General features: G+C 72.1%; 18 protein-coding genes. 8 read left to right on the plus strand and 10 right to left on the minus strand.

Features of this window, described 5'->3' with window-relative positions:
• Positions 1–83 precede the first annotated feature (83 nt).
• On the minus strand, positions 84–515 hold the full coding sequence (locus FRADC12_RS29810) for an alpha/beta fold hydrolase (protein WP_232303789.1): 432 nt from the start codon (positions 513–515) through the stop codon (positions 84–86).
• A 24-nt stretch (positions 516–539) separates the two neighbouring features.
• Entirely contained in the window at positions 540–743 is a 204-nt protein-coding gene (locus FRADC12_RS33135; RefSeq protein ID WP_052710912.1) for an alpha/beta fold hydrolase, read from the minus strand.
• A gap of 324 nt (positions 744–1,067) precedes the next feature.
• Between FRADC12_RS33135 and FRADC12_RS33140 the strand changes: the two genes are divergently transcribed.
• The gene (locus FRADC12_RS33140; protein ID WP_232303790.1) at positions 1,068–1,235 is read left to right on the plus strand and encodes a VOC family protein; all 168 of its coding nucleotides are present in this window, start codon (positions 1,068–1,070) and stop codon (positions 1,233–1,235) included.
• 487 nt (positions 1,236–1,722) lie between these two features.
• Here FRADC12_RS33140 and FRADC12_RS14320 read toward each other — a convergent pair whose 3' ends face one another.
• Complete coding sequence (locus FRADC12_RS14320) at positions 1,723–2,088, minus strand: hypothetical protein (protein WP_045877037.1); 366 nt, start codon at positions 2,086–2,088, stop codon at positions 1,723–1,725.
• Between the two features lie 436 nt (positions 2,089–2,524).
• Positions 2,525–2,956 carry a PPOX class F420-dependent oxidoreductase gene (locus tag FRADC12_RS14325; RefSeq protein WP_045877038.1) on the minus strand — a complete coding sequence of 144 codons (432 nt, stop codon included), beginning with the start codon at positions 2,954–2,956 and terminating at the stop codon, positions 2,525–2,527.
• 478 nt (positions 2,957–3,434) lie between these two features.
• Here FRADC12_RS14325 and FRADC12_RS14330 point away from each other — a divergent pair, with 478 nt between their 5' ends.
• From FRADC12_RS14330 to FRADC12_RS32280, 4 genes are all read left to right on the plus strand, one after another.
• On the plus strand, positions 3,435–4,211 hold the full coding sequence (locus tag FRADC12_RS14330; RefSeq protein WP_045877039.1) for a COG4280 domain-containing protein: 777 nt from the start codon (positions 3,435–3,437) through the stop codon (positions 4,209–4,211).
• A gap of 3 nt (positions 4,212–4,214) precedes the next feature.
• Complete coding sequence (locus tag FRADC12_RS14335; RefSeq protein ID WP_045877040.1) at positions 4,215–4,415, plus strand: hypothetical protein; 201 nt, start codon at positions 4,215–4,217, stop codon at positions 4,413–4,415.
• Between the two features lie 191 nt (positions 4,416–4,606).
• A complete protein-coding gene (locus tag FRADC12_RS14340) occupies positions 4,607–4,915 on the plus strand; it encodes an SHOCT domain-containing protein (RefSeq protein ID WP_045879587.1) in 309 nt (102 codons plus the stop codon).
• A 158-nt stretch (positions 4,916–5,073) separates the two neighbouring features.
• Positions 5,074–5,244: a hypothetical protein gene (locus tag FRADC12_RS32280; protein WP_198152900.1), complete on the plus strand. Its 171-nt coding sequence runs from the start codon at positions 5,074–5,076 to the stop codon at positions 5,242–5,244.
• A gap of 231 nt (positions 5,245–5,475) precedes the next feature.
• On the opposite strand, the gene FRADC12_RS14345 is transcribed toward FRADC12_RS32280, so the two are convergent.
• Both FRADC12_RS14345 and FRADC12_RS14350 read right to left on the minus strand, forming a co-directional pair.
• Entirely contained in the window at positions 5,476–5,967 is a 492-nt protein-coding gene (locus FRADC12_RS14345; protein WP_157488860.1) for a hypothetical protein, read from the minus strand.
• An 86-nt stretch (positions 5,968–6,053) separates the two neighbouring features.
• Entirely contained in the window at positions 6,054–6,965 is a 912-nt protein-coding gene (locus FRADC12_RS14350; protein WP_045879588.1) for a C40 family peptidase, read from the minus strand.
• A gap of 130 nt (positions 6,966–7,095) precedes the next feature.
• Here FRADC12_RS14350 and FRADC12_RS33145 point away from each other — a divergent pair, with 130 nt between their 5' ends.
• Together FRADC12_RS33145 and FRADC12_RS14365 are read left to right on the plus strand one after the other, a co-directional pair.
• Positions 7,096–8,553 carry an ATP-binding cassette domain-containing protein gene (locus tag FRADC12_RS33145; RefSeq protein WP_232303791.1) on the plus strand — a complete coding sequence of 486 codons (1,458 nt, stop codon included), beginning with the start codon at positions 7,096–7,098 and terminating at the stop codon, positions 8,551–8,553.
• Positions 8,543–8,878 (plus strand): DUF2218 domain-containing protein, encoded by a 336-nt coding sequence (locus FRADC12_RS14365; RefSeq protein WP_045877043.1) that lies wholly within the window; start codon positions 8,543–8,545, stop codon positions 8,876–8,878. Before FRADC12_RS33145 ends, FRADC12_RS14365 begins: the two co-directional genes overlap by 11 nt.
• Before the next feature lie 24 nt (positions 8,879–8,902).
• Here FRADC12_RS14365 and FRADC12_RS14370 read toward each other — a convergent pair whose 3' ends face one another.
• Positions 8,903–10,186 (minus strand): permease, encoded by a 1,284-nt coding sequence (locus FRADC12_RS14370; RefSeq protein ID WP_084010739.1) that lies wholly within the window; start codon positions 10,184–10,186, stop codon positions 8,903–8,905.
• A gap of 345 nt (positions 10,187–10,531) precedes the next feature.
• Here FRADC12_RS14370 and FRADC12_RS33150 point away from each other — a divergent pair, with 345 nt between their 5' ends.
• The gene (locus tag FRADC12_RS33150) at positions 10,532–10,714 is read left to right on the plus strand and encodes a tyrosine-type recombinase/integrase (RefSeq protein WP_232303792.1); all 183 of its coding nucleotides are present in this window, start codon (positions 10,532–10,534) and stop codon (positions 10,712–10,714) included.
• A 529-nt stretch (positions 10,715–11,243) separates the two neighbouring features.
• Here the strand turns inward: FRADC12_RS33150 and FRADC12_RS14380 are convergent.
• Genes FRADC12_RS14380 through FRADC12_RS14390 form a run of 3 tightly spaced genes read right to left on the minus strand, consistent with a single transcriptional unit; the run spans position 11,244 to position 18,369 of the window.
• Positions 11,244–15,326, minus strand: a complete 4,083-nt coding sequence (locus tag FRADC12_RS14380) for a TIGR02680 family protein (protein WP_052710915.1) — start codon at positions 15,324–15,326, stop codon at positions 11,244–11,246.
• A complete protein-coding gene (locus tag FRADC12_RS14385) occupies positions 15,323–16,753 on the minus strand; it encodes a TIGR02678 family protein (RefSeq protein ID WP_045877044.1) in 1,431 nt (476 codons plus the stop codon). Before FRADC12_RS14385 ends, FRADC12_RS14380 begins: the two co-directional genes overlap by 4 nt.
• Positions 16,750–18,369 (minus strand): TIGR02677 family protein, encoded by a 1,620-nt coding sequence (locus tag FRADC12_RS14390; protein ID WP_084010741.1) that lies wholly within the window; start codon positions 18,367–18,369, stop codon positions 16,750–16,752. The genes FRADC12_RS14385 and FRADC12_RS14390 overlap by 4 nt, the downstream gene beginning before the upstream one ends.
• Between the last annotated feature and the right edge of the window lie 36 nt (positions 18,370–18,405).

An 18,405-nucleotide genomic window follows, 5' to 3' on the forward strand; every position in this document is an offset into this window, starting at 1 on the left:
GGCTCATATGCAAGAGGATTGGCGCCAGGATGGCACCGAAATGGCGCCACGCCCTCTCGAGAGGGCTACGCGAGGGGACGCGGCTACCGCGGGAGGGCCGTCAGGATCGCGTCGCGGACCGCCGCTGGTCGTTCGGCCCACGGCGCGTGCCCGGCGGCGTCGAACACGATCCGAGATCCCTGGGTGGCCCACAGCGCGGCGGAGTGGTCACGCGCGGCGGGACCAGGCGAGAAGTCGGGCCGCCACTGCAGCAGGCACCACTCCCGTTCCTCGGCCGGGCTGCGGCGGCGTTGGGAGAGCTCCGTCCACCGGGGCAGGTCGGTGCCCAGTCGGCGCTGCCGCTCGGCGAGGTACCTGGCGCGGAATCCGTCGCCCGCGCCGACGCCGGCGACGTAGACGACGCCTGTCACGCTGTCTGGTGAGTGCGCGGCATAACGCAGGCCCAGCTCGGCCACCCCCCACGAGTGCCCCACCACGCCCCAGCGGTCCACCAGCGGTGGTGGGCGGTTCACCATGGCGCAGGCCCTCGACGACCTGGATCAGGTCCGGGCCGCCCACGGAGTGGACCGCGAACGTCCGCAGCCCCGCTGATCGAACCGGATCACCGTGAACACGTCGTCCAGCAGCGCGGCCACCGGTGCCAGGTAGTCCCACAGGCCTGGTCCGCCATGGCCCAGCACGACGGGTGGACCGCCACCGCTGACCTCGGTCCACAGTCGCGTGCCGTCGGCCAGCCTGATCACACCACTTTCCTAGCATCGGCGATCCGGGCTGGTGTCGTGATTGCCCGGCGTAGGCGCCGCGGGCGCCGTGCCGTGCCGGACTGTGTCGCTTGGGCGCGGCATTGAGGCCGCTAATGTGGGCCAATGGAGAAGGTCACGGGCATTGGCGGTGTATTCCAGCGAGCGGGCGGTTCCGAGAGCCTCCGGGACTGGTACGCAAAGCACCTGGGTATCGACCTGGCTGAGTACGGTGGCGCCCAGTTTCACTGGGAACCTGGGGGCTCGACGACCTGGGCGATCTTCGATCGGGATACCGACCGTTTCGGCCGGCCCGAGTAGGCTTTTATGATCAACTTCCGGGTGGCCAACCTGGACGCGATGCTCGCCCAGTTGCGTGCCGCCGGGGTCGAGGTGATCGACCCGGGCGAGGATTCCGAGTACGGCCGGTACGCCTGGGCCGTGGATCCGGAGGGGACCCGGTTCGAGCTCTGGGAACCCGCGTCCGACCAGTAGCAGGCGCGTCCCGCGGCCAGCGGCCCCGCGGGTCACGGTCGGCCCTCGTCCTGCGCGGCCACGGACTCGTAAAGCAAGCCCGGCCGACCTGCCGATCTCGTCCGCGCGGGACACGCGACTCGGCGCACCGCCGTAGCTCGGTGACTCTGTGTAACCATTGCCGTGGTTCCTCGCCTGGTTGGCCAGGGACGACGGGCGCTGCTCGCCGCCGCAGGCGGACGGACCGGGCCCGCACGGCTGGGCGCGCAGACGGGCGGGGGCCCGAGCGCCCGCTGGTAAGCGCGAGGAGCGGCGCGATGTCGACATGCACCAACACAGGCCTGGCCGAGCACGGGGCGGCGGGGGTGCAGGTCCACCCGTGCTGAGGCGGGACCTGGACTCCGCGCGGTCGGGCGCGGCGTGCCCGCCTGACCAGCCCGCTCAGGCGGCGGTGCCGGTCGTTCGGGGTATGGCATTGGCACGTGGCGAGCCGGTCCGTCGCGCAGGACTACGTCTCGTCCTCCGCCTCGGCGGCGAGGATCAGCGCGATGTGTTCCAGGCTCGGCCGCCCTTCGCCGTTCAGCGTCGCGGCAAGATAGGCGACCGCGGCGATCCGCATCGCCGCTTCCTCAATGATCTTTCCTGTGGCTTCGGCAAGCGCGCCGGGGTTGCTCTCGGCCAGGTCGTGCAGCAACTGTCTGGCCGACCGGCCATCATCCGACTCGCCACCATCCGCGTCGGTCGACTCTTCGGGAAGGCCGGCGCTGAGGCCGATGGCCCGGCGGATTTCGGCGGTCAACTGGGCCAGGTCATGCGACGCGGCGGCGGTGATGACGGCGATGCCCTCGACCAGCCGATCGTGCGCCTCGGTCACGCCGCCGCCGCTCGTGACGACCGCCTCGTCGCCGGGTCGCGCGGGGATCGCTGAGAGTCCGGCGACGAGTTCCTGACGAGGTTGGCCGACCCGGCCCAGTCGAGAGTCCAGATGCGCTGGATGCCATTGGCAGCCAGGGGTTCCTCGGCGGAGATCCGGGGGTGCCGCGGTGGGTGCATCGGGCACTCGGCTCCTGGAGTGCTCATGACTTGGGCCCTCCAAGCTGGTCTCTCCGGTGTGCTGCGACAGGGCCGATCATAGGCGGTCAACTGCCCGCCACCGCGTGCCGTGTTTGATGCCGTCCTCGCTGCCCGTGATGAGGCGCGGCGACTCGACCGCGAGGTCGGCGGCTGACCAGCCCCGAAAGACCGACAGCTTGCGAGACCTGGCGCCCTCGCTCGCGGCGGCCGACGCCCGTTACAGAGGGCGGGGTCTGTCAGCCGAGGTTGGCTCCGTACACGTGGTCGACCGTCATGCGCATGAGGACCCTGCGGTCGGCCACCATCACTGACCGGTACTCGTCCCAGTCCGGGTGCTCGCCCGCCGCGGCACGGTAGTAGTCGACGAGCGCCTGAACCTCGGAACCGTGCGGGTCGGCAGCCGGCCCGACGAGCGTCACCGCGCCTTCCGCGGTGGCCCAGGCTCGACCGTCGGGACTGGTGACCTCCAAAGCGGCTCGTGGGTCCCGCCGCAGGTTCGCCGTCTTGGCGCGTCCCTCGGTCATCGAGACGTAGAGGACGCCGGCCCCCCGGTCGTAGAAAGGCAGGACGGGAGAAAGCTGCGGGCGGCCGTCCGACCTGATCGTCGCGAGGACACCGAGCCGGCTTTCGGCGAGCAGCGCGTGCGGGTCGAACGGCGTACCAGTCATGTCCGTAGCAAGACCTCCGTTACGCCGCGCATTCCGGCGGGCGCCGGCGGCGTAGGAGACGGACCGGGTCTACGCCATGAACCTTGCGGTGATCCGCAAGGCGGCGCGGATAACCCGGTCCGAGGTCGCCAAGAAGCTCGGGGCCGGTCGCGGCGGCCGGCGGCGACGAGCCAGTCGCGGGCCTCGCTGTCGGCGTGGTCGGTGTGGGGCGCGCCGCGCCAGCGGCCAATCTTGATTTGAACAGGACCCGCACCGCCGCCGTCACCGTCGTCGAGAGTGGCTGGGCTGCCGGCCACCTCGATCCCGCCATCGCGTTCCAGGCCGTCGCCGTATTGTAGTAGCGGGTAGTAGTTAGGGGTGGGAGATGATCGTCTATCCGCGGACGGCCGCGTCCGCGGCGGTCGCGCTGGGATGCGGTGCCCGCCGGCGGCACCGGGGCATCTGAGCGAGGCTGTCGCGCCGGTCTGTGGGAGGTCGTGTGACTACTGGGTCGCTGTTTCTGGCTGTCTTTCTCGCGTGCGCGGTCGAGGCCGTGGAGGCGACGACGATCGTGCTCGCCGCCGGCACCGCCCGTGACTGGCGCTCGGCAATACAGGGCCTGATCTCCGCCCTGGTGGTGCTCACCGCGGTCGTCGCAGTGCTTGGACCCGCGCTGACGGTGATCCCGCTGACCGGGTTGCGGGTCGTGGTCGGCACCCTACTTTTGATCTTCGGGTTGCAGTGGCTGCGCAAGGCCATCCTTCGTGCCAGCGGCCACAAGGCGTTGCACGACGAGGACGCGCTCTACCAGCGGGAACTGGCCGCCGCCCAGGGCGCGCTCGTCACCGGCCGCGGCGTGGTCCGTGACTGGTATGCGTTCACCCTGTCGTTCAAGGGTGTGTTGCTCGAAGGGCTGGAGGTCGCGTTCATCGCGGTCACGTTCGGCTCCAACCAGCGTGACATCCCGACCGCCGCGATCGCCGCCGTCGCGGCGGTCGTCGTCGTGGCCGGCGCCGGGCTCGCGGTGCGGGCGCCGCTGGCCCGGGTGCCGGAGAACACGATGAAGTTCGTCGTCGGGGTCATGCTGACCGCGTTCGGCACCTACTGGGCCGCCGAGGGTGCCGGCGGAGCCTGGCCCGGGCACGACGCCGCGCTGCTGGTCATCGTGCCGGCGATCGCGCTGTTCTCGCTCGCCCTCGTCGTCCTGCTGCGCCGCGCGGCGACGGGTGGGGCGCCGCTGCCTGGCGCCCCCGCTCAGGCGACGAACGGGGGCTGACCGATGACCGCGAAGATCCGCGCGTTCCTTGTGTTCTGGTACGACTTCCTCGTCGGCGACGACTGGCGGGTCGCCCTCGGCGTCGTGCTCGCCGTCGCCGTGACCGCGGCCATCCACATACTGATGCCAGCGTGGTGGCTGCTGCCGCTGACGGTGGCCATCCTGCTCCCGTTCACCCTCTGGAGAACGGCCCGGCACCGCTGATCCGGAAGCCGCAGGTAACCCTCCAGGGCCGACCCGCTCCGATGAGCAGGCGGCAGCGAGCGGGTTGACCGGTGGCCTGGTCCGTCCAGCACCTGCGCTCCAGAGCGAGTCGCCGCATCCTGGAAGGAGGGAGTGCGGAACGGGTACCGATTCGGCCGTCCGTCCGCTTGCCTCGGGAGGTGACAGTGATGATGTACTGGCACTACGGCCATGGCATGGGGGGCTGGGGATGGTTCGCCATGTCTTTGGGTATGTTGCTGTTCTGGGCCGTGCTCATCGTCGGGGCGGTACTGGTGGTACGTGCGCTGACCAACGCCGGCGACCGGGGTCGTTCCGAGATGCGGCCACCCGCCGGGCCTGCAGCCACCGATGGGCCTGTCCGCCCGTCGCCCGAGCAGATACTCGCTGATCGCTTCGCCCGGGGTGAGATCGACGAAAAGGAGTACCGCGCCCGCCTCGCCGCCCTCCGTGAGACGGCCGACCAGCTTGTCAAACACTGACGGCCAACCGAGGCGTTGACCGGTCGCGGCACGCTCACCATCCATGTGCGCGCGCGGCGTGCCAGCCGGCCAGTGGCACTGGCCTCGGACCCTCGCGACGAGCGAACCTGAGCACCGCGCCGGTGCCGTAGTCGCGGTGCGCCCCAGACGCGACACGCGTGGACGGCCTCCGTCGGGCACTCGGGGCAGTTGCTGGTGAGAAGGTGGTCGTCGTCCGCGATGACGATCCTGGTCATGGCGCTGGCCTGGAGTGGGGCAGCCACAATCTGATCTGGAACTCGTCGCCGCTGCGGCCGGCGGTCAGCGTGTCCTCGCAAGAGGTCGTCTGAGTGTCCGTTGACCGGACGGGACGCGTCATCGCCCGCGCGGACACGGCGCCAGCCGCACGCAGCCGCCCGGCGTCAGTCGCCAGGAACCTGGTCGTGCGGAATGTGCGCGGTGCCGGATAGAGGGCACATCAGCCGGGAGACGTCGCCAAGTCCGGACGGATCCGGCAGGTCCGGGAACCGCGCGAGGGCGACGCACCGGGGCTGGGCTTCGGCGCGGGCGTGCGCGTCGCTTTACAGACGAAGCACGCAGAGCAAGGACAGTAACGACGCGTTCGGTGGCGGCGGGTGTGGCGGCGGGTTATCGCCGACGACAGGAGGTCGCCTCATCGCCTCGCCGTACCGCCTGACGGCAAGGAGCAGAAGGACCGTCAGGCCTGCGAGCAGCGCCAGGGCACGCATTACGCCAAGGCACATCTCGCCAACGTGACCGTCACGGCCCGGAAGGGCCTTCAGCGCCGCGCGCACGCCCGGTGGGAAAGCGTCCGGAACTGGCAATCGAGCCATGCCCCGCTCCGACGTCACCGAGGGCCTGGCCATGCCCACGGCGCCACCTGAGGCCGGCACGCCCGATGCCGATTTCATCATCATGCCGGCACCGGTGTGGATGCCCAGCCCGCCGTGCATCAGCAGGATGCCGAGCAGGACGGCACTGACCAGCACCAGACCGCCCACCCCGACACGGGGAGCGGCCAGGCCGCGACGGCGGCTGGCTGGCCTGGTCACGGCGTCATCCTTCCAGATCCCCGGTCGAGCGCGGACCGTCGCGCCCGTCCCGTCTTCAGATACGCCGGGATGTCACTCATGCGGATCTACAGCACTCGGCCGACGTAGTACCTGCTGGTGTAGATCGGCTCCAGCTTGACCACGTCGCCGGTCTGGGGTGCCGCCCACATGTAGCCGTTACCGGCGTAGATACCCATGTGGTAGATGTTGTTCGGTGTCCCGAAGAAGATCAGGTCGCCGGGCTGCTTGGCGGACAGGGGCACGCGCAATGTCGCGTTGAACTGCTGCTGGGCGGTGCGGGGCAGGTAGCGGCCGAGCTGTTTGAAGATGTACTGCGAGAAGCCGGAACAGTCGAACGCGTACGGGCCGGTGGCACCCCAGACGTACGGTTTGCCCTTTTGCGGCGACGCCAGATAAACCGCTCTGGCCCCGATGGTGCTGCCCGGGATCACCGACACATTGCCGCTTACGCCGGCCGCGCCGGTGGAGCTGGTCACGGTGACGGTGGTGGCGTTGGCCACCGACGGGCGCAGCGCGGTGGTGCCGTCGAAGACGGCGGTCACCGTGGTCGTCGAGAGCAGCCGCGCGCCGATCTGCGCGGCCCCGTGCTCGTCGGTCCACAGTGTCGCACTCGTCGTCCAGCGCGTTCCGGTCACGACGACGACGTTCACGTCCTCATCCACGACCGGCCTGCCCGACAATGCGTCGCGGACGGTAATGCTGAAGCGTGCCTCGGCGTTCGGGCTGATGGTGGACTTGGCCGCCTCGATCGTCGTGCTGGTGAAGCCGGGCGTCGGGTTGGCGAGCGCCTCGGCGAGCGACGCGGGCGGGTGGGTCGAGACCGGGGTTCCGACACCTCCGAAGATCGACGCCCGGGTGACTGAGCCTGCGTCGGCCGGGCTGCTGTCGCCCCCGGCACCGGCGGTCGAGGTCGTCGCGGCGAAGCCCGCGGTCGACACCGCGAGGCTGCTCGTGGCCAGGGCGACAACAGTGGCCACCTGCCGTCGTCCCGTGAAGCGCGGTCGCCAGCTCGTGGTCGGGCGTACGTCGTCGGCTGGCGGGCGCTGGGGCGACTGGCCCCGCCGGGGCCACGCCGTGTCGACCGGCGGATGGTCCCTGGCGGCGTCCATGAGCCGCCCGACACCGGTCGTCGCCGTCAAGGGGCTCACCAAGCGGTATGGCGGCCGGCCCGTCGTCGACGACCTGACGTTCGCCCTCGACCGCGGCGAGATCGCCGGGTTCCTCGGGCCCAACGGCGCCGGCAAATCGACCACCCTGCGCCTGCTCCTCGGACTCGCCGCCCCCTCCAGCGGCACCGCCCACGTCCTGGGCCGGCCCTTCGCCGAGCTCACCGACCCCGCGGGCACCGTCGGCGCCGTTCTCGAATCCGCTGACTTCCACCCGGCCCGCAACGGCCGAGACCACCTGCGTGTGCTCGCCCTCGCCGCCGGCATCGACCGCGCCCGGGTCGAGACGGCGCTGCAGACCGTGGAACTGACCGACGCGGCTGGCCGACCGGTGCGGACCTATTCGCTCGGGATGCGTCAGCGGCTCGGGCTCGCCGCCGCCCTGCTCGGTGACCCGGCGCTTCTCGTCCTCGACGAACCCATCAACGGGCTGGACCCAGCCGGCGTGCACTGGCTGCGTGGCCTGCTGCGCACCTTCGCCGACCAGGGAGGAACCGTGCTCGTCTCCAGCCACGTCCTGGCCGAGGTCACCCAGACCGTCGACCAAGGTCCTCATCATCAACCGCGGCAGGCTCGTCGCAGACCAGCCGATCGCCGACTTCGCCCTGGACGGCTCCCTCGAAGACGCCTACCTCACGTTCACCGCGGCGGCGACGGCATGAGGCGCCAGCTGCGTTCCGAACTCGCCAAGCTCACCACGACGCCGACGGCGACGGCGATCCTGGCCACCCTCGTCGGGCTCGTCGCGCTCGCCGTCGCACTGCACGCCTACGGTCTCTCGACGAGCCAGCTGACTACGAGATCCGACCAACGGGGCATCTTCATCGACGTCGCCGTCAACCTCGGCGCACTGTTCGCTGCCCTGCTGGGCGCCTTGTCGATCACAGCCGAGGTCCGCACCGGCACCATCCGCCCGACCTTCCTGGCGACTCCGCGCCGCGCGACGGTGATCAGGGCGAAGGCGGTGTCGGTGTTCGCCGCCGGGCTGCTCGTCGGGCTGGTCGCGACCGGCACCGTCGCGGGCGTCGGCTCGGTGGCCCTGGACCTGCGCGGGCTGGGCGTCCGGCTTACCGCAGGCGACTACGCGCAGCTCCTCGGCGGTGGTGCCCTCGGCGGCGGGCTGCTCGCCGTCGTGGGACTGGCCGTAGGCGCGGTCATCCGCGCGCAGGTACCGTCCCTCGTCGCGCTGTTCGCCTGGCTGTTGTTCGTGGAGAACCTGCTGACCGACCTGCCAGCGGTGCACCGGTTCGTTCCCGGCGGGCTCGCCCAGGCCCTCGCTGGGCAGGACCGCGCAGGCGCGCTGCGCACGCCCGGCATCGCTGGCGCACTCCTGGCGGCGCACACCGTCGCGGCGCTCGCCGCCGCCACGCTGGCGACCGGTCGACGCGATGTCGCCTGATTCGCCCAGGGCCGACGGGCGCGTCGCCACGGACCGGGCGGCCCGATATCTCACCCAGTTGTGCGGCCATCTCAACGCCATCCAACACCGCCACGAAGCACGACACAGCAGCGCTGGTCTGCCCCAGATCCGGACCGTGACCCTGAGCGGCAACGCTGCCCTGCTCGAGTTCGACCGCGGGACCTGCCGGCTCGAAGCCAACGACGACGCGCTCATCCTCTCGGCCGACGCCACGGACGCCGACAGCCTGCAACAGATCAAAACGGCGCTCACCCACCGGCTGGAGACGATCGGCGCCCGGGAAGGACTGAGGCTCACCTGGTAGGCAAACGCGGCAAGCGCCGGGCCGTTACGCCGGCGCCGACCGCCCGGTGCCGTCTCCCTGACCGGCATCGGGATCGTCGGCACTGGTCTCGTGCGCCGCCGGGCCGGCCTGGTGGCCACCGTGAGAAGGGCCCTCGTGCTGGGCATTGTGATCGTGGCTGGCCATGTCGTTCGGCCCGCCGCCCATCATCGCGAGCATGGCTGTCCCGCCGGTGCGCACGAAACGCACGACGAGCGCGGCGGCCAGCGCCAGGAAGGCGATATTGAGGAACGTGGTGTAGTTCCACGACAGGTGCGCCATCTCCACCCTCGCGTGCCGTCCGGACGGGATCAGACCGGCGACGCCGAAGAGAATCTCGACAAGGTAGCCCGCGATGACCATAGAAACGTAGAAGGTGACGGCCAGGAATGCCGTCATGCGGACGCCGTAGTACCTCCGATAGATCATCAGGATCGGGAGGATCAGCAGGTCGGCGAAGATGAAGCTCGCGACCCCGCCGAAACTGATCCCGCCGTTCCACAGCACCGCGGCCAGCGGCACGTTGCCGATCGAGCAGACGAAGCTGACGACGGCGACGAGTGGGCCGACGAGCGGGCCCCAGATCTTGGCCAGCAGCGGGTGATCGGTCAGGAAGAAATGCCGCCAGAAGCTGTCGGGCACCCAGGCGCCGATGGCGCCGGCGATGAGCAGGCCGATCACGATGTCCCGCAGCACCGCCGCCCACTCCATGACGAAGATGTGGCTGACCGCGGTGCGTCCCCGGGACGACGAGAGCCGCCGCCAGAACGAGCCGTCGGCCTGGACGCTCATGTCCATCGCGGCGTGGCCCTCCATCGACCCGGCCAGCCCGCGGTCCGCCTGCCGGCGGGCCTCCGCGACCAGCGCCGGCCGGAGGAACAGGCGGAACAGCGCCGCGAGGGCGACGATCATGATCGGGCCGCCGACGAACTCACCGAGGGTGAACTGCCAGCCGAGCAGCAGCGCCAGAATGATGCCCAGCTCGATCACCAGGTTGGTCGAGGCGATCTCGAACGCCATCGCCGCGGTGAAGTTCGCGCCTTTGCGGAACAGCGAGCGGGCCAGGGCCACCGCCGCGTACGAGCACGACGACGACGCCGCGCCCAGCCCGGCGGCGACGCCGAGGGTCCTGGGCCGGTCGTCGCCGAGCAGGCCGGTGATGGTCTGTCGACGGACCAGCGCCTGGACCGCGGCGGACAGGAAGAACCCGAGGACGAGCGCCCAGGTGATCTCCCACGTCATCGCGAACGCCAGTTCCAGGGCGTGACCGAGCGCAGCTAGAAGAGCCATCAGTTGCCGCCTCCGCAGGTCGGGCTGGGCGCTGTCAGCCGCGTCGCATCAGCCGTGCGACGGAGGCCATGAGCTCGTCGGTCTTGTCGACCCGGTCGGCGCCGTTCGGCTGCAACATCGCCGCGCTGCCACTCGCCGCCGCCAGGCTACTCAATCCTCTCTTCAGGGACTCGAACCCTGAACTCGCCTGCTAGTCCTGTCTTTCGCACGTGCGTGTGATGGGCCAGTTGTGTGATGTTTTGGTTGTTCCGTGTCGGGCCCGCTGGTCGGCAGGACCGGTCTCCGCGGCTCCGGCTTCGCGGCCAGGACGCGGCCGAGAGGGACGCCGAAGACAAGCTGGCGATCGTGCGGGCCGGCCAGCGGCACGTCGGAACGCTCACCGTCAGCCAGTACCTGGACGAATGGCTCGCGGGCAAGCGGCGGCTGCGGCCGACCACACGGCGTGGCTACGAGACCGACATCCGCTTGCACCTCAAGCCGCTGATCGGGGCGGTGCCTCTGTCGGGCCTGGCGCAAGGCCCACATTGACGCCATGATCAGGCGGCTTGAGGACGGCAACGCGACTCGGCGCCGGAAGATCGGGCCCAAGACGATCGCGGAGATCTTCGGCACGCTGCGGGCCGCGCTGAACGACGCGGTCGACAACCGGCTGATCTCCTTCAACCCCTGCAACGACGTCGAGCTACCGGAGAACGACCGGGCCGAGATCGAGCCGTGGGAAGCCAAGGAGATCGGACGGTTCCTCGACGAGGCCGCGGGCGACCGTCTGTCCGCGCCGTTTGAACTGATCGCCCTGCACGGGCCGCGTCGGGGCGAGGCCTGCGGGGCGACGTGGGACGGCCTGGACGGCGAGACCGGGGTGCTCACCATCCGGCAGCAGATCACCGACTCCGGCGGACAGGTCGGTGTGTGGCCGCCGAAGACCAGGTCCGGCAGGCGAAAAGTCGATCTGGACGGCGACACGCTCGGGTCGTTGGCGGCGCATCGCCTGGCCCAGGACGCGGAGCGCGAGCGGCTCGCAACGGCATGGGACAACGGAACCCTGCCCGATCAGCGGTCACACCTGGGGGGTCAGGACGAGGTGCGGCGAGGTGGTCGCGCGCCGCGTGCCCGGGGAGCCGAGGAGAGCGGTAAGGGTGCCGGTCTCGTCGGCGATCAGCTCGCTGCCGTCCCACACCAGCAGCAGGGCGCTGACCGTGTGCTGGACGGGGGAGTGCGCGAGGTCGTAGTGCGCGGCGGCGCGGACCGCGGCCGAGGTCGCCCACAGGTCGTAGCCGGTCATGAACAGGTCGAGGTCGAACTGCGCCGCCAGGGACATGAGCTCGGCGCGGCCGGTGTCGTCCACCCCGGCGAACGCCTCGTCGAGGGCAAGCAGCCGGGGCGCGTCGGGGCGCGCCGTGTTCAGGGTCGCGTGCGCCGCCGCAAACAGCGGCAGGTGCAGCGACACCGACTGCTCGCCGCCGGACAGCCTGCTGTGCCTGGCCCGGGTCAGCGTCTCCTCCCCGCCCTCGGGGCTGACCAGATGGAACGAGAACTGCCGCCAGCGCCGGTAGTCCAGCACGGAGGCGAGGAGTTCGCGGTAGGGCTGGTCCCGGTGGCGCGCCCGCTCGGTCTTGATCCGATCGGCGAAGTGCGCCCGCATCCGGGCGAGCGACTCCGGCGCCAAGCGGGAGGATTCCGTGTCGAGCAGGCTCACGACCGCCCGCTGCTCGGCATCGAGGGCATCGGACATCTGCCAGCTCACGCCGACCTTCTTGCCCGACGACATCCGCCGCTCGCGCATCTCCCTGTTCATCGCCCGGATCAGGTCGCGCGCGTCGACGGTGCGGTCGTGGATCTGTTGTGCCAGCCGGGTCAGCAGCGCGTCCTCGAGGATCCGCTGCTCGCTGCCGGACAGCAGCAGGTGCTGGTCACGGCGCGCGGCGGAGATCCGGTTGGCGAACGCCGCGGCGGGCAGCGGCCCCTGCTCGTCAGCGATCCGCACGACGATCACACCGTCCGGGCTGTCCCACTCGGGGTGGTAGTCCTGGCCGGCCGCCGCGAGCTGCGCCTGCAGCTCCTCGAGCGCCCGGGTCAGCCGGGTGGTCGATGCCTTCTGCGACGTCTCGGTCGCGGACATGCCCCGGGTGGCCGTGAGGATCGCGTCATGGATCGCGAGCGCTGCCGGCGGGGTCTCGCCACGCGTCCACTCATCCTCGCTCGCGGGCCACCGCAGCCCAGGCGGGCACGCCAGCACGTCGAGCAGCTCCCGGGCCGCGAACGGAGCCAGCCTCCGGGCGGTGGCGAGCTCCTCGTCCAGCGCGACGCGCAGCGCTGCCCGGCCCGAGGCGACCCGCTCGGTGGCAGCGGACGCCAGCCGGATCGCCTCCATCTCGGCGCCGCGGGCGGCCTTCTCCTCGCCCTGCGCGGCGGCCAGCCCGGACTCGGCCTCCGAGACCCGCGCCAGTACCGCCTGAGCCTCGGCGCCGACGGACTCCCGCAGCGCCTGCAGCTTCGCGTCCTCCTCGGCGTGGCGGCGGTACGCGGAGCGGTGCGTGCTGGCGGCCGCCTGTTCCTCCGCATCGGCGTGCTCGACGCGGTCGCGGGCGTCGGCGACGGCGTCGGCCTGCCGCCCGCGTTCCCGGTGCCTGGCTTCGAGGTCGCGGGCGGCCGCCTCGAAACGGCGGGTCGCGTCCTCGACCTGGTCGGCGCCCTCGGGGGTGAGCGCGTTGTCGGCAGCGACCCGGCGCAGGGCGCGCTCGGTCACGGTGACGGCGGCGACGGACTCGTCGAAGCTCGCCCGAGCCTGCTCAGCGGCGTGCCGGGCGCTGCGCAGGTGCCCGGCGGCCCGGTTGTGCTCCCGCTGGGCGCCGGCGATCTGACCGGTCGCGGGCAGGTCCCTGCGTGCCTCCCCGAACGCGGCCAGGGTGCCGGCGAGCGCCCGCGCCCGCTCGTCGAGGCCGGCGATCTCGGTGGTCAGCGTGGCGATCCTCGCGTCGCACTCGGCGATCCGCGCGGCGCGGCGGTGGGCGCGGGCGGTCGCGCCGATGTACTCGGCATGCTCCTTGCGGTGCCACCCGGCGATGATGCCCTGCGAGTAGCGCCCGTCGGCGCCGGTCACGGCGGCGCTGGAGAACAGGCTCCCGTCGAGCGCGACCGACGCCAGGATGGCGGTGACCAGTCGCCGTGGCACGGGTGTGTCGTCCTCGGGTTCCAGTACGCCGGTGAGGTTCGGGCCGGCGACGGCCGTCCCGGGGACCAGGTACCCGTCATGGCCGGGCGCGGCCAGCAGGCTGGCGTGGTCGTCCGGCGACACCCAGGCGTCGAGCATGCCGCTGGCCTCAAGGGCCGCCTCGATCGCCGCCGCCCGCGTGTCGTCGACGCCGGGCGCGAAGCGGACCAGGCGCCACAGCGGGGCGCCGGCGACATCCGTGCGGTCCGCGGTCCGTCCGGGATACCGCGGCGGGGCGTCATCTCGCTCGGCGGCGATGGCAGCCCGGTCGGCGGTCACGGCCTTCCGCTCTGCGGCGAGGGCGGTGTGCTGGGCGCGCAGTGCCGCCTGCTCGTCGCGGACCTGGTGTTCCGCCGGGGCAGTCCCGGCGTTGTACGTGCTCTCCGGCAGCGCCGCGCCCGGCTCGCCGAACAGGGTCAGCGCGTCGCCCAGCGCCTCGGTGAGGTCCGCCCAGTTGTGCGTGGGCAACAGCCCGGAGTGCCGGGACGACCAGGCGGCCAGGGCCTGCCCGGCGGCCTCGACGGCGCTGGCGACCGCGCCGTCGGCGGCCTGCTCGGCCTGCTCGGCGTCGGTGCGGGCCTGGGCTGCGCGGTCAAGGGCGATCCGGGCGAGGTCACGGGCCTGCTCGGCCTTGCGATGCTCGGCGTCGGGCGCGCGGACGGCCCGGACGTTCTCGAGGCGGACGGCAGCGCGGGCGCTGGCCCGCCGTACCACTCCGGCCGCCTCGGCGTCGGCAGCCTGCCACTCGATCCCCGCCCGCGCCGCATGGTCGAGGAGCTCCGCCGCGGCGCGGGTCGCCGCCGCGGAGAGGTCGGCGAGCTCGGTGCCCGCCCGCTCGGCCTCGGACCGCGCGCGGGCGGTTGCCGCCTGGCGGCGGCCCAGCTCGGCCCTCGTCTCGTTGGCGGTCTGCAGGCAGGTGCGGACCAGGCGTTCCAGGTCGCCCATCTGCTCGACCGCCTGGTAGGCGCTGCTCGCCCTGAGCTGCTCGATCCGGCCGCGCAGCCCGGCGACGGCCGTCTCGGCCTGCTCGCGGCGGTCCTCGGCGACCCGCTGCCCGTCGTGCGCGGCCCGCTCGGCCTCCTCGTCCGCCGCGGCCGCGGCGCGGTGGGCCTGCGTCGCCTCGCGTCGGCGGGTCAGCGCGTCGGCGGCGGCGCGGGCGTGGGTGCGCAGGTAGGTCGTGTAGCTGGCGAGGAACGCGGCAGTCGCCTCGTCGGTGGCCACCAGGCCCTCCAGGGTGCGGGTGACCGCCTCCATATCGTCGAAGCTGCGCGCCGCCTCGTTGATGAGGTCGTCGCCGACGGGCCGCAGGCCGTCGGTCAGCGTGTCCGACAGCCTGACCGGGTCGAGGTTCTTGGCGAGCTGCGGCCTGCGCAGCGTGAGGATCAGGGTGACCAGCTGCTCGTAGCGCTCGGCGCCGAGCTCGAAGAGCCGGGCGTCGATCGCGGCCCGGTACTCTGTCGCCGAGGCGTGAATGTTCGCGTCGCCGATCTCCTCGGCGAGCTGCTTGCGCGTCATCGGCCGGTCGTCGTCGGTGAGCAGCGAGAAGTCCTCGCCGACCCGGCCGTCGGCGACGAAGTGCCAGCGCACCGGCGTGTCCCGGTGCCGCTGGGCGTGCAGCCCGATGCCGACGGTCACCGCCTGTCTCGTGTCGCGGTGGCGGAACTCGAGCCAGACGTAGCCGACCGCGTTGTCCATGCCCCGGTACAGCAGGTTGGACTTCATCGTCCGGTCCTCGGCGGCGAACGGGTTGAGCCGCTTCGGGTCGATCCGGCCGTCGAGGACGAAGGGGAAGAGGACTTCGAGGGCCTTGGTCTTGCCGGACCCGTTCGGCCCGCGCAAAACCAGCCAGCCGTGGGCGAACGAGAACTCCTCGTCCCGGTAGTCCCACATGTTGATGATCCCGGCCCGGGTGGGCTCGTACCTGGTCACTTGGTCGTTTCCTTGAGCTGGGCCGTGACGCCCCGGTAGCGGGCGAGCAGGGGCAGGATGAGGGCGCCGCCGTCGGTACGGGCCACGAAGCCCACGCTGGCGAGCAGGTTCAGGGCGTCGTCGAGGAGACTGGCCGGATCGGCGATCTGGCGCTCGGACATGCCGCTGCCGAACTCCTCGACCAGCTTCGTGAGCTCCGCCCGCAGCCAGGAGTCGCTGAGGAACGGATAGGTGGCCTCGCGACCGGCTGCCTTCGTCGCCTCGGCCGCCACGTCACCAGAAGGCAGAGCGTCACCCGAAGGCAGCGCGCCGCCGGGCGTCGCTGCGGCACTGGGCTGCCCGGCGCCGTCGGTCGCTGCGGCGTCGGCGGCGTCCGCGAGCAGGGCGGTGACACCGGAGCGCGCGGGCAGCGCCGCGTCGATGCGGGCGGCAGCGTCGGCGAGCCGCTCGGCGGCCGTGGCGGCGGGCAGCTTCTCGACGCGGTGCGGGCTGAACGTCAGGTAGCCGGCGATCCGGGCGCACAGCAGCAGCGCCGCCTGGGCGACCGTGCCGGTGCCGGGGAACGTGATGTCGGTGAGTCGGCCGCCCGTGTTGATCAGCGCGACTCCCTCGGCGCGGCGCTCCAGCGGCAGCCCGGTGAGGCGTTCCAGGTCCTCGGCGAGAGCAGGGGCCCGCAGCTGGCCGCGCAGGCCCTCGTCCACGTCCGCGTAGTAGACGACGGGCTGTTCCAGGGCGAGGCGGCGGGCCCGGCGGCCGGTGCGTCGGCGCTCGGCGTTGATGCCCTGCGCCGGGCCCGCGCTCGCGGCGTCGCCGAGAAGGCCGGTCACCGAGTTCAGGTGCTGCAGGACACGGCTCGGGGCGTAGACCGCCCCGGTGATCTCCCGGTCGATGTCGTAGAGCGCCTCGGCGCGTTCGGGGTCGTTGACCCAGTCCACAGCGCTGCCGTCGGCCATGCGCAGCGCGCCCCGCGTCTCGAGCCACGCGACCGCGTCCACGAAGGCGTCCCGGTCGGGCTTCCGCGCATTGTCCATGCCGAGGCCGTCGACCCGTCCGGCCTCGGCGGCCACCGCGTCGGCGAGTTCGGACAGGGCGATCTGGGTGCCGGCGCGGCCCAGCACCGACAGAGCGAGCACAAGGTAGGCGTAGCGGCGGCGGTCGAAGGGCTTCCTCGCCCGGGTGAACGCCGGGTGCGTCGCGTCGAGGGTGTCCTGGACGCGGCGCAGCCGGACCGTGTCGCCGTCGCTGACCAGGGTGTACCCGAGCGTCTCGGCGAGGTCCACGCGCAGCTGCGATGCCCACTTGCGGACCAGCGGAAGTGCGGTCCTGTCCGGGTAGGACGCCGTGATGAGCGGATGGCGCAGCACCTGACGGGCGGCCTGCTGGTACTCGTCGAGATCCAGGGCGCTGACGTTCTGAGCGACCCTCACGCCGGGACCGCCGCCGCAGGCGCGACCAGCCCCGAGCCGGCGCTCCTGACCTCGATCGCCAGCCCGTCGAGGTGCAGCCTGCCGCGGACCGTCCGCACGGTCGTGACGCCTGGCCCGGGGCGCAGCGTGAGGCGCACGCCGTCGGAGGAGCCGGTGGCGACCGGGCCGGGGCCGGAGCCGACGGTCCGGCTGACCGGGACCCGGGCGACCAGGGCGATGCTGAGCAGGCCGAGCAGGGCCTCGGTCTCCGCCTCGTCGAGGACGCGGTCGTGGACGCCGTTGCCGGCGAGCCGCGCCATCGCGGAACGGCGCTGCGTGGTGGCCTTGAGCTGCTCGGCGCGCAGCCACTCCTTCGCCGCCTCGTCGCGCTGGAGCCGGCCGGGGCCCTGCAGCCCGGCTCTGCGGCCGACCCGCACGAGGGTGCGTGAGAGTGCCACCGGCTCGGCCTCCCACCAGGACTGCCTGCTGGGGATCAGCTCGGGGTCCTCGTAGCCGGCCGCGACGTGCCGCGGCCCGCCGAGACCGAAGACCGCCTGGTACAGCGCATGCGCGTCGGTGTCGGCGGGCAGGCTGGCGAACCACTGCGCGAGGTGGCGCAGCTGGCTCTCGCGGCTGACGCCGCCCCTCCTCGACTCCGTCACCCGCCGCAGCAGGGCGGTGACGTTGGCGATGGCAGTGATCGTCGCGTCCTGTAGCCGGTCCGCCTCGCTGGCCCGCTGTGCTCCCCCCTGGGAGGTGCCGAACCACTGGACAAGGCCGGCCCAGCGCCGTCGCCACTCCGCCGTCCCGTCGCGGGAGCGGAAGAGGGAGTCGTCGGCCTCGGCGGCCAGCGCCGCGACCCGGTCCGGGCCCTCGGCGCCCACCGCCTCGACCGCGTCGGCGAGCAGCGGCGCGTATCTGCTGAGCTCGGAATGGAACTCGCGCATATGGGCGAGCAGGGCGTCCTTGTGCGCGAGGAAGACCTCGGGGCGTGTGTCGTTCGTCCGCGACAGGTCGCCGAGCATCAGGTAGAATCGGGCGGCGCGCTGCGCCATGTCCGCGAGGACGCCGTCGAGGCGGGACAGCTTGCGGTACACCTCTGGCGCGTCGCCCTCGCGCACCGCCTCGGCGAGCGCCTGCAGGTCCGCCAGGATATCGGGGAAGACCAGCCGCGACAGCTGCGCGTCCTCCAGGCTGGCGGACAGCACGTCCTCCACCGCCCGGTAGGCGCGGTAGCCCGCCTGGGTGAACTGGTAGACGTAGTGCCGGTTGCGGTACTCGGCCAGGTTCGCGGCCCGGGTGCCGTCATAGGAGCGGTCGAGGACCTTCCAGTCGGCGAGCGAGTCCAGCAGGGACTGGACGTCGGGCACCCGCGCGTCCGGGCGCTCCTCGGCCAGGGCGTCGAGCGCCGCCTGGGCATCGGCAACGTGTACCAGCACCTGGTAGTCGGCGCGTGCCCGGTCGAGGGCACGCATCAGCCACAGGTATTCGTGGCGCTTCTCGGTGGCGGCGAAGTGGAACAGGCGCAGGCGGTCGTCGGCGGTGAACGCCGCGATACCGAAGGCGCCGCCCGGCACGCCCGGCGCGGGAATGCCACCCGGCGTGGCCAGTGAGTCCTGGGCGCTTGTCGTTGTCATGGGTTTCGGTATCCCAGCGAATACGCGGTCGGAATG

Origin of the sequence: Pseudofrankia sp. DC12 (assembly GCF_000966285.1) — a bacterium.
Classification (GTDB): domain Bacteria; phylum Actinomycetota; class Actinomycetes; order Frankiales; family Frankiaceae; genus Pseudofrankia.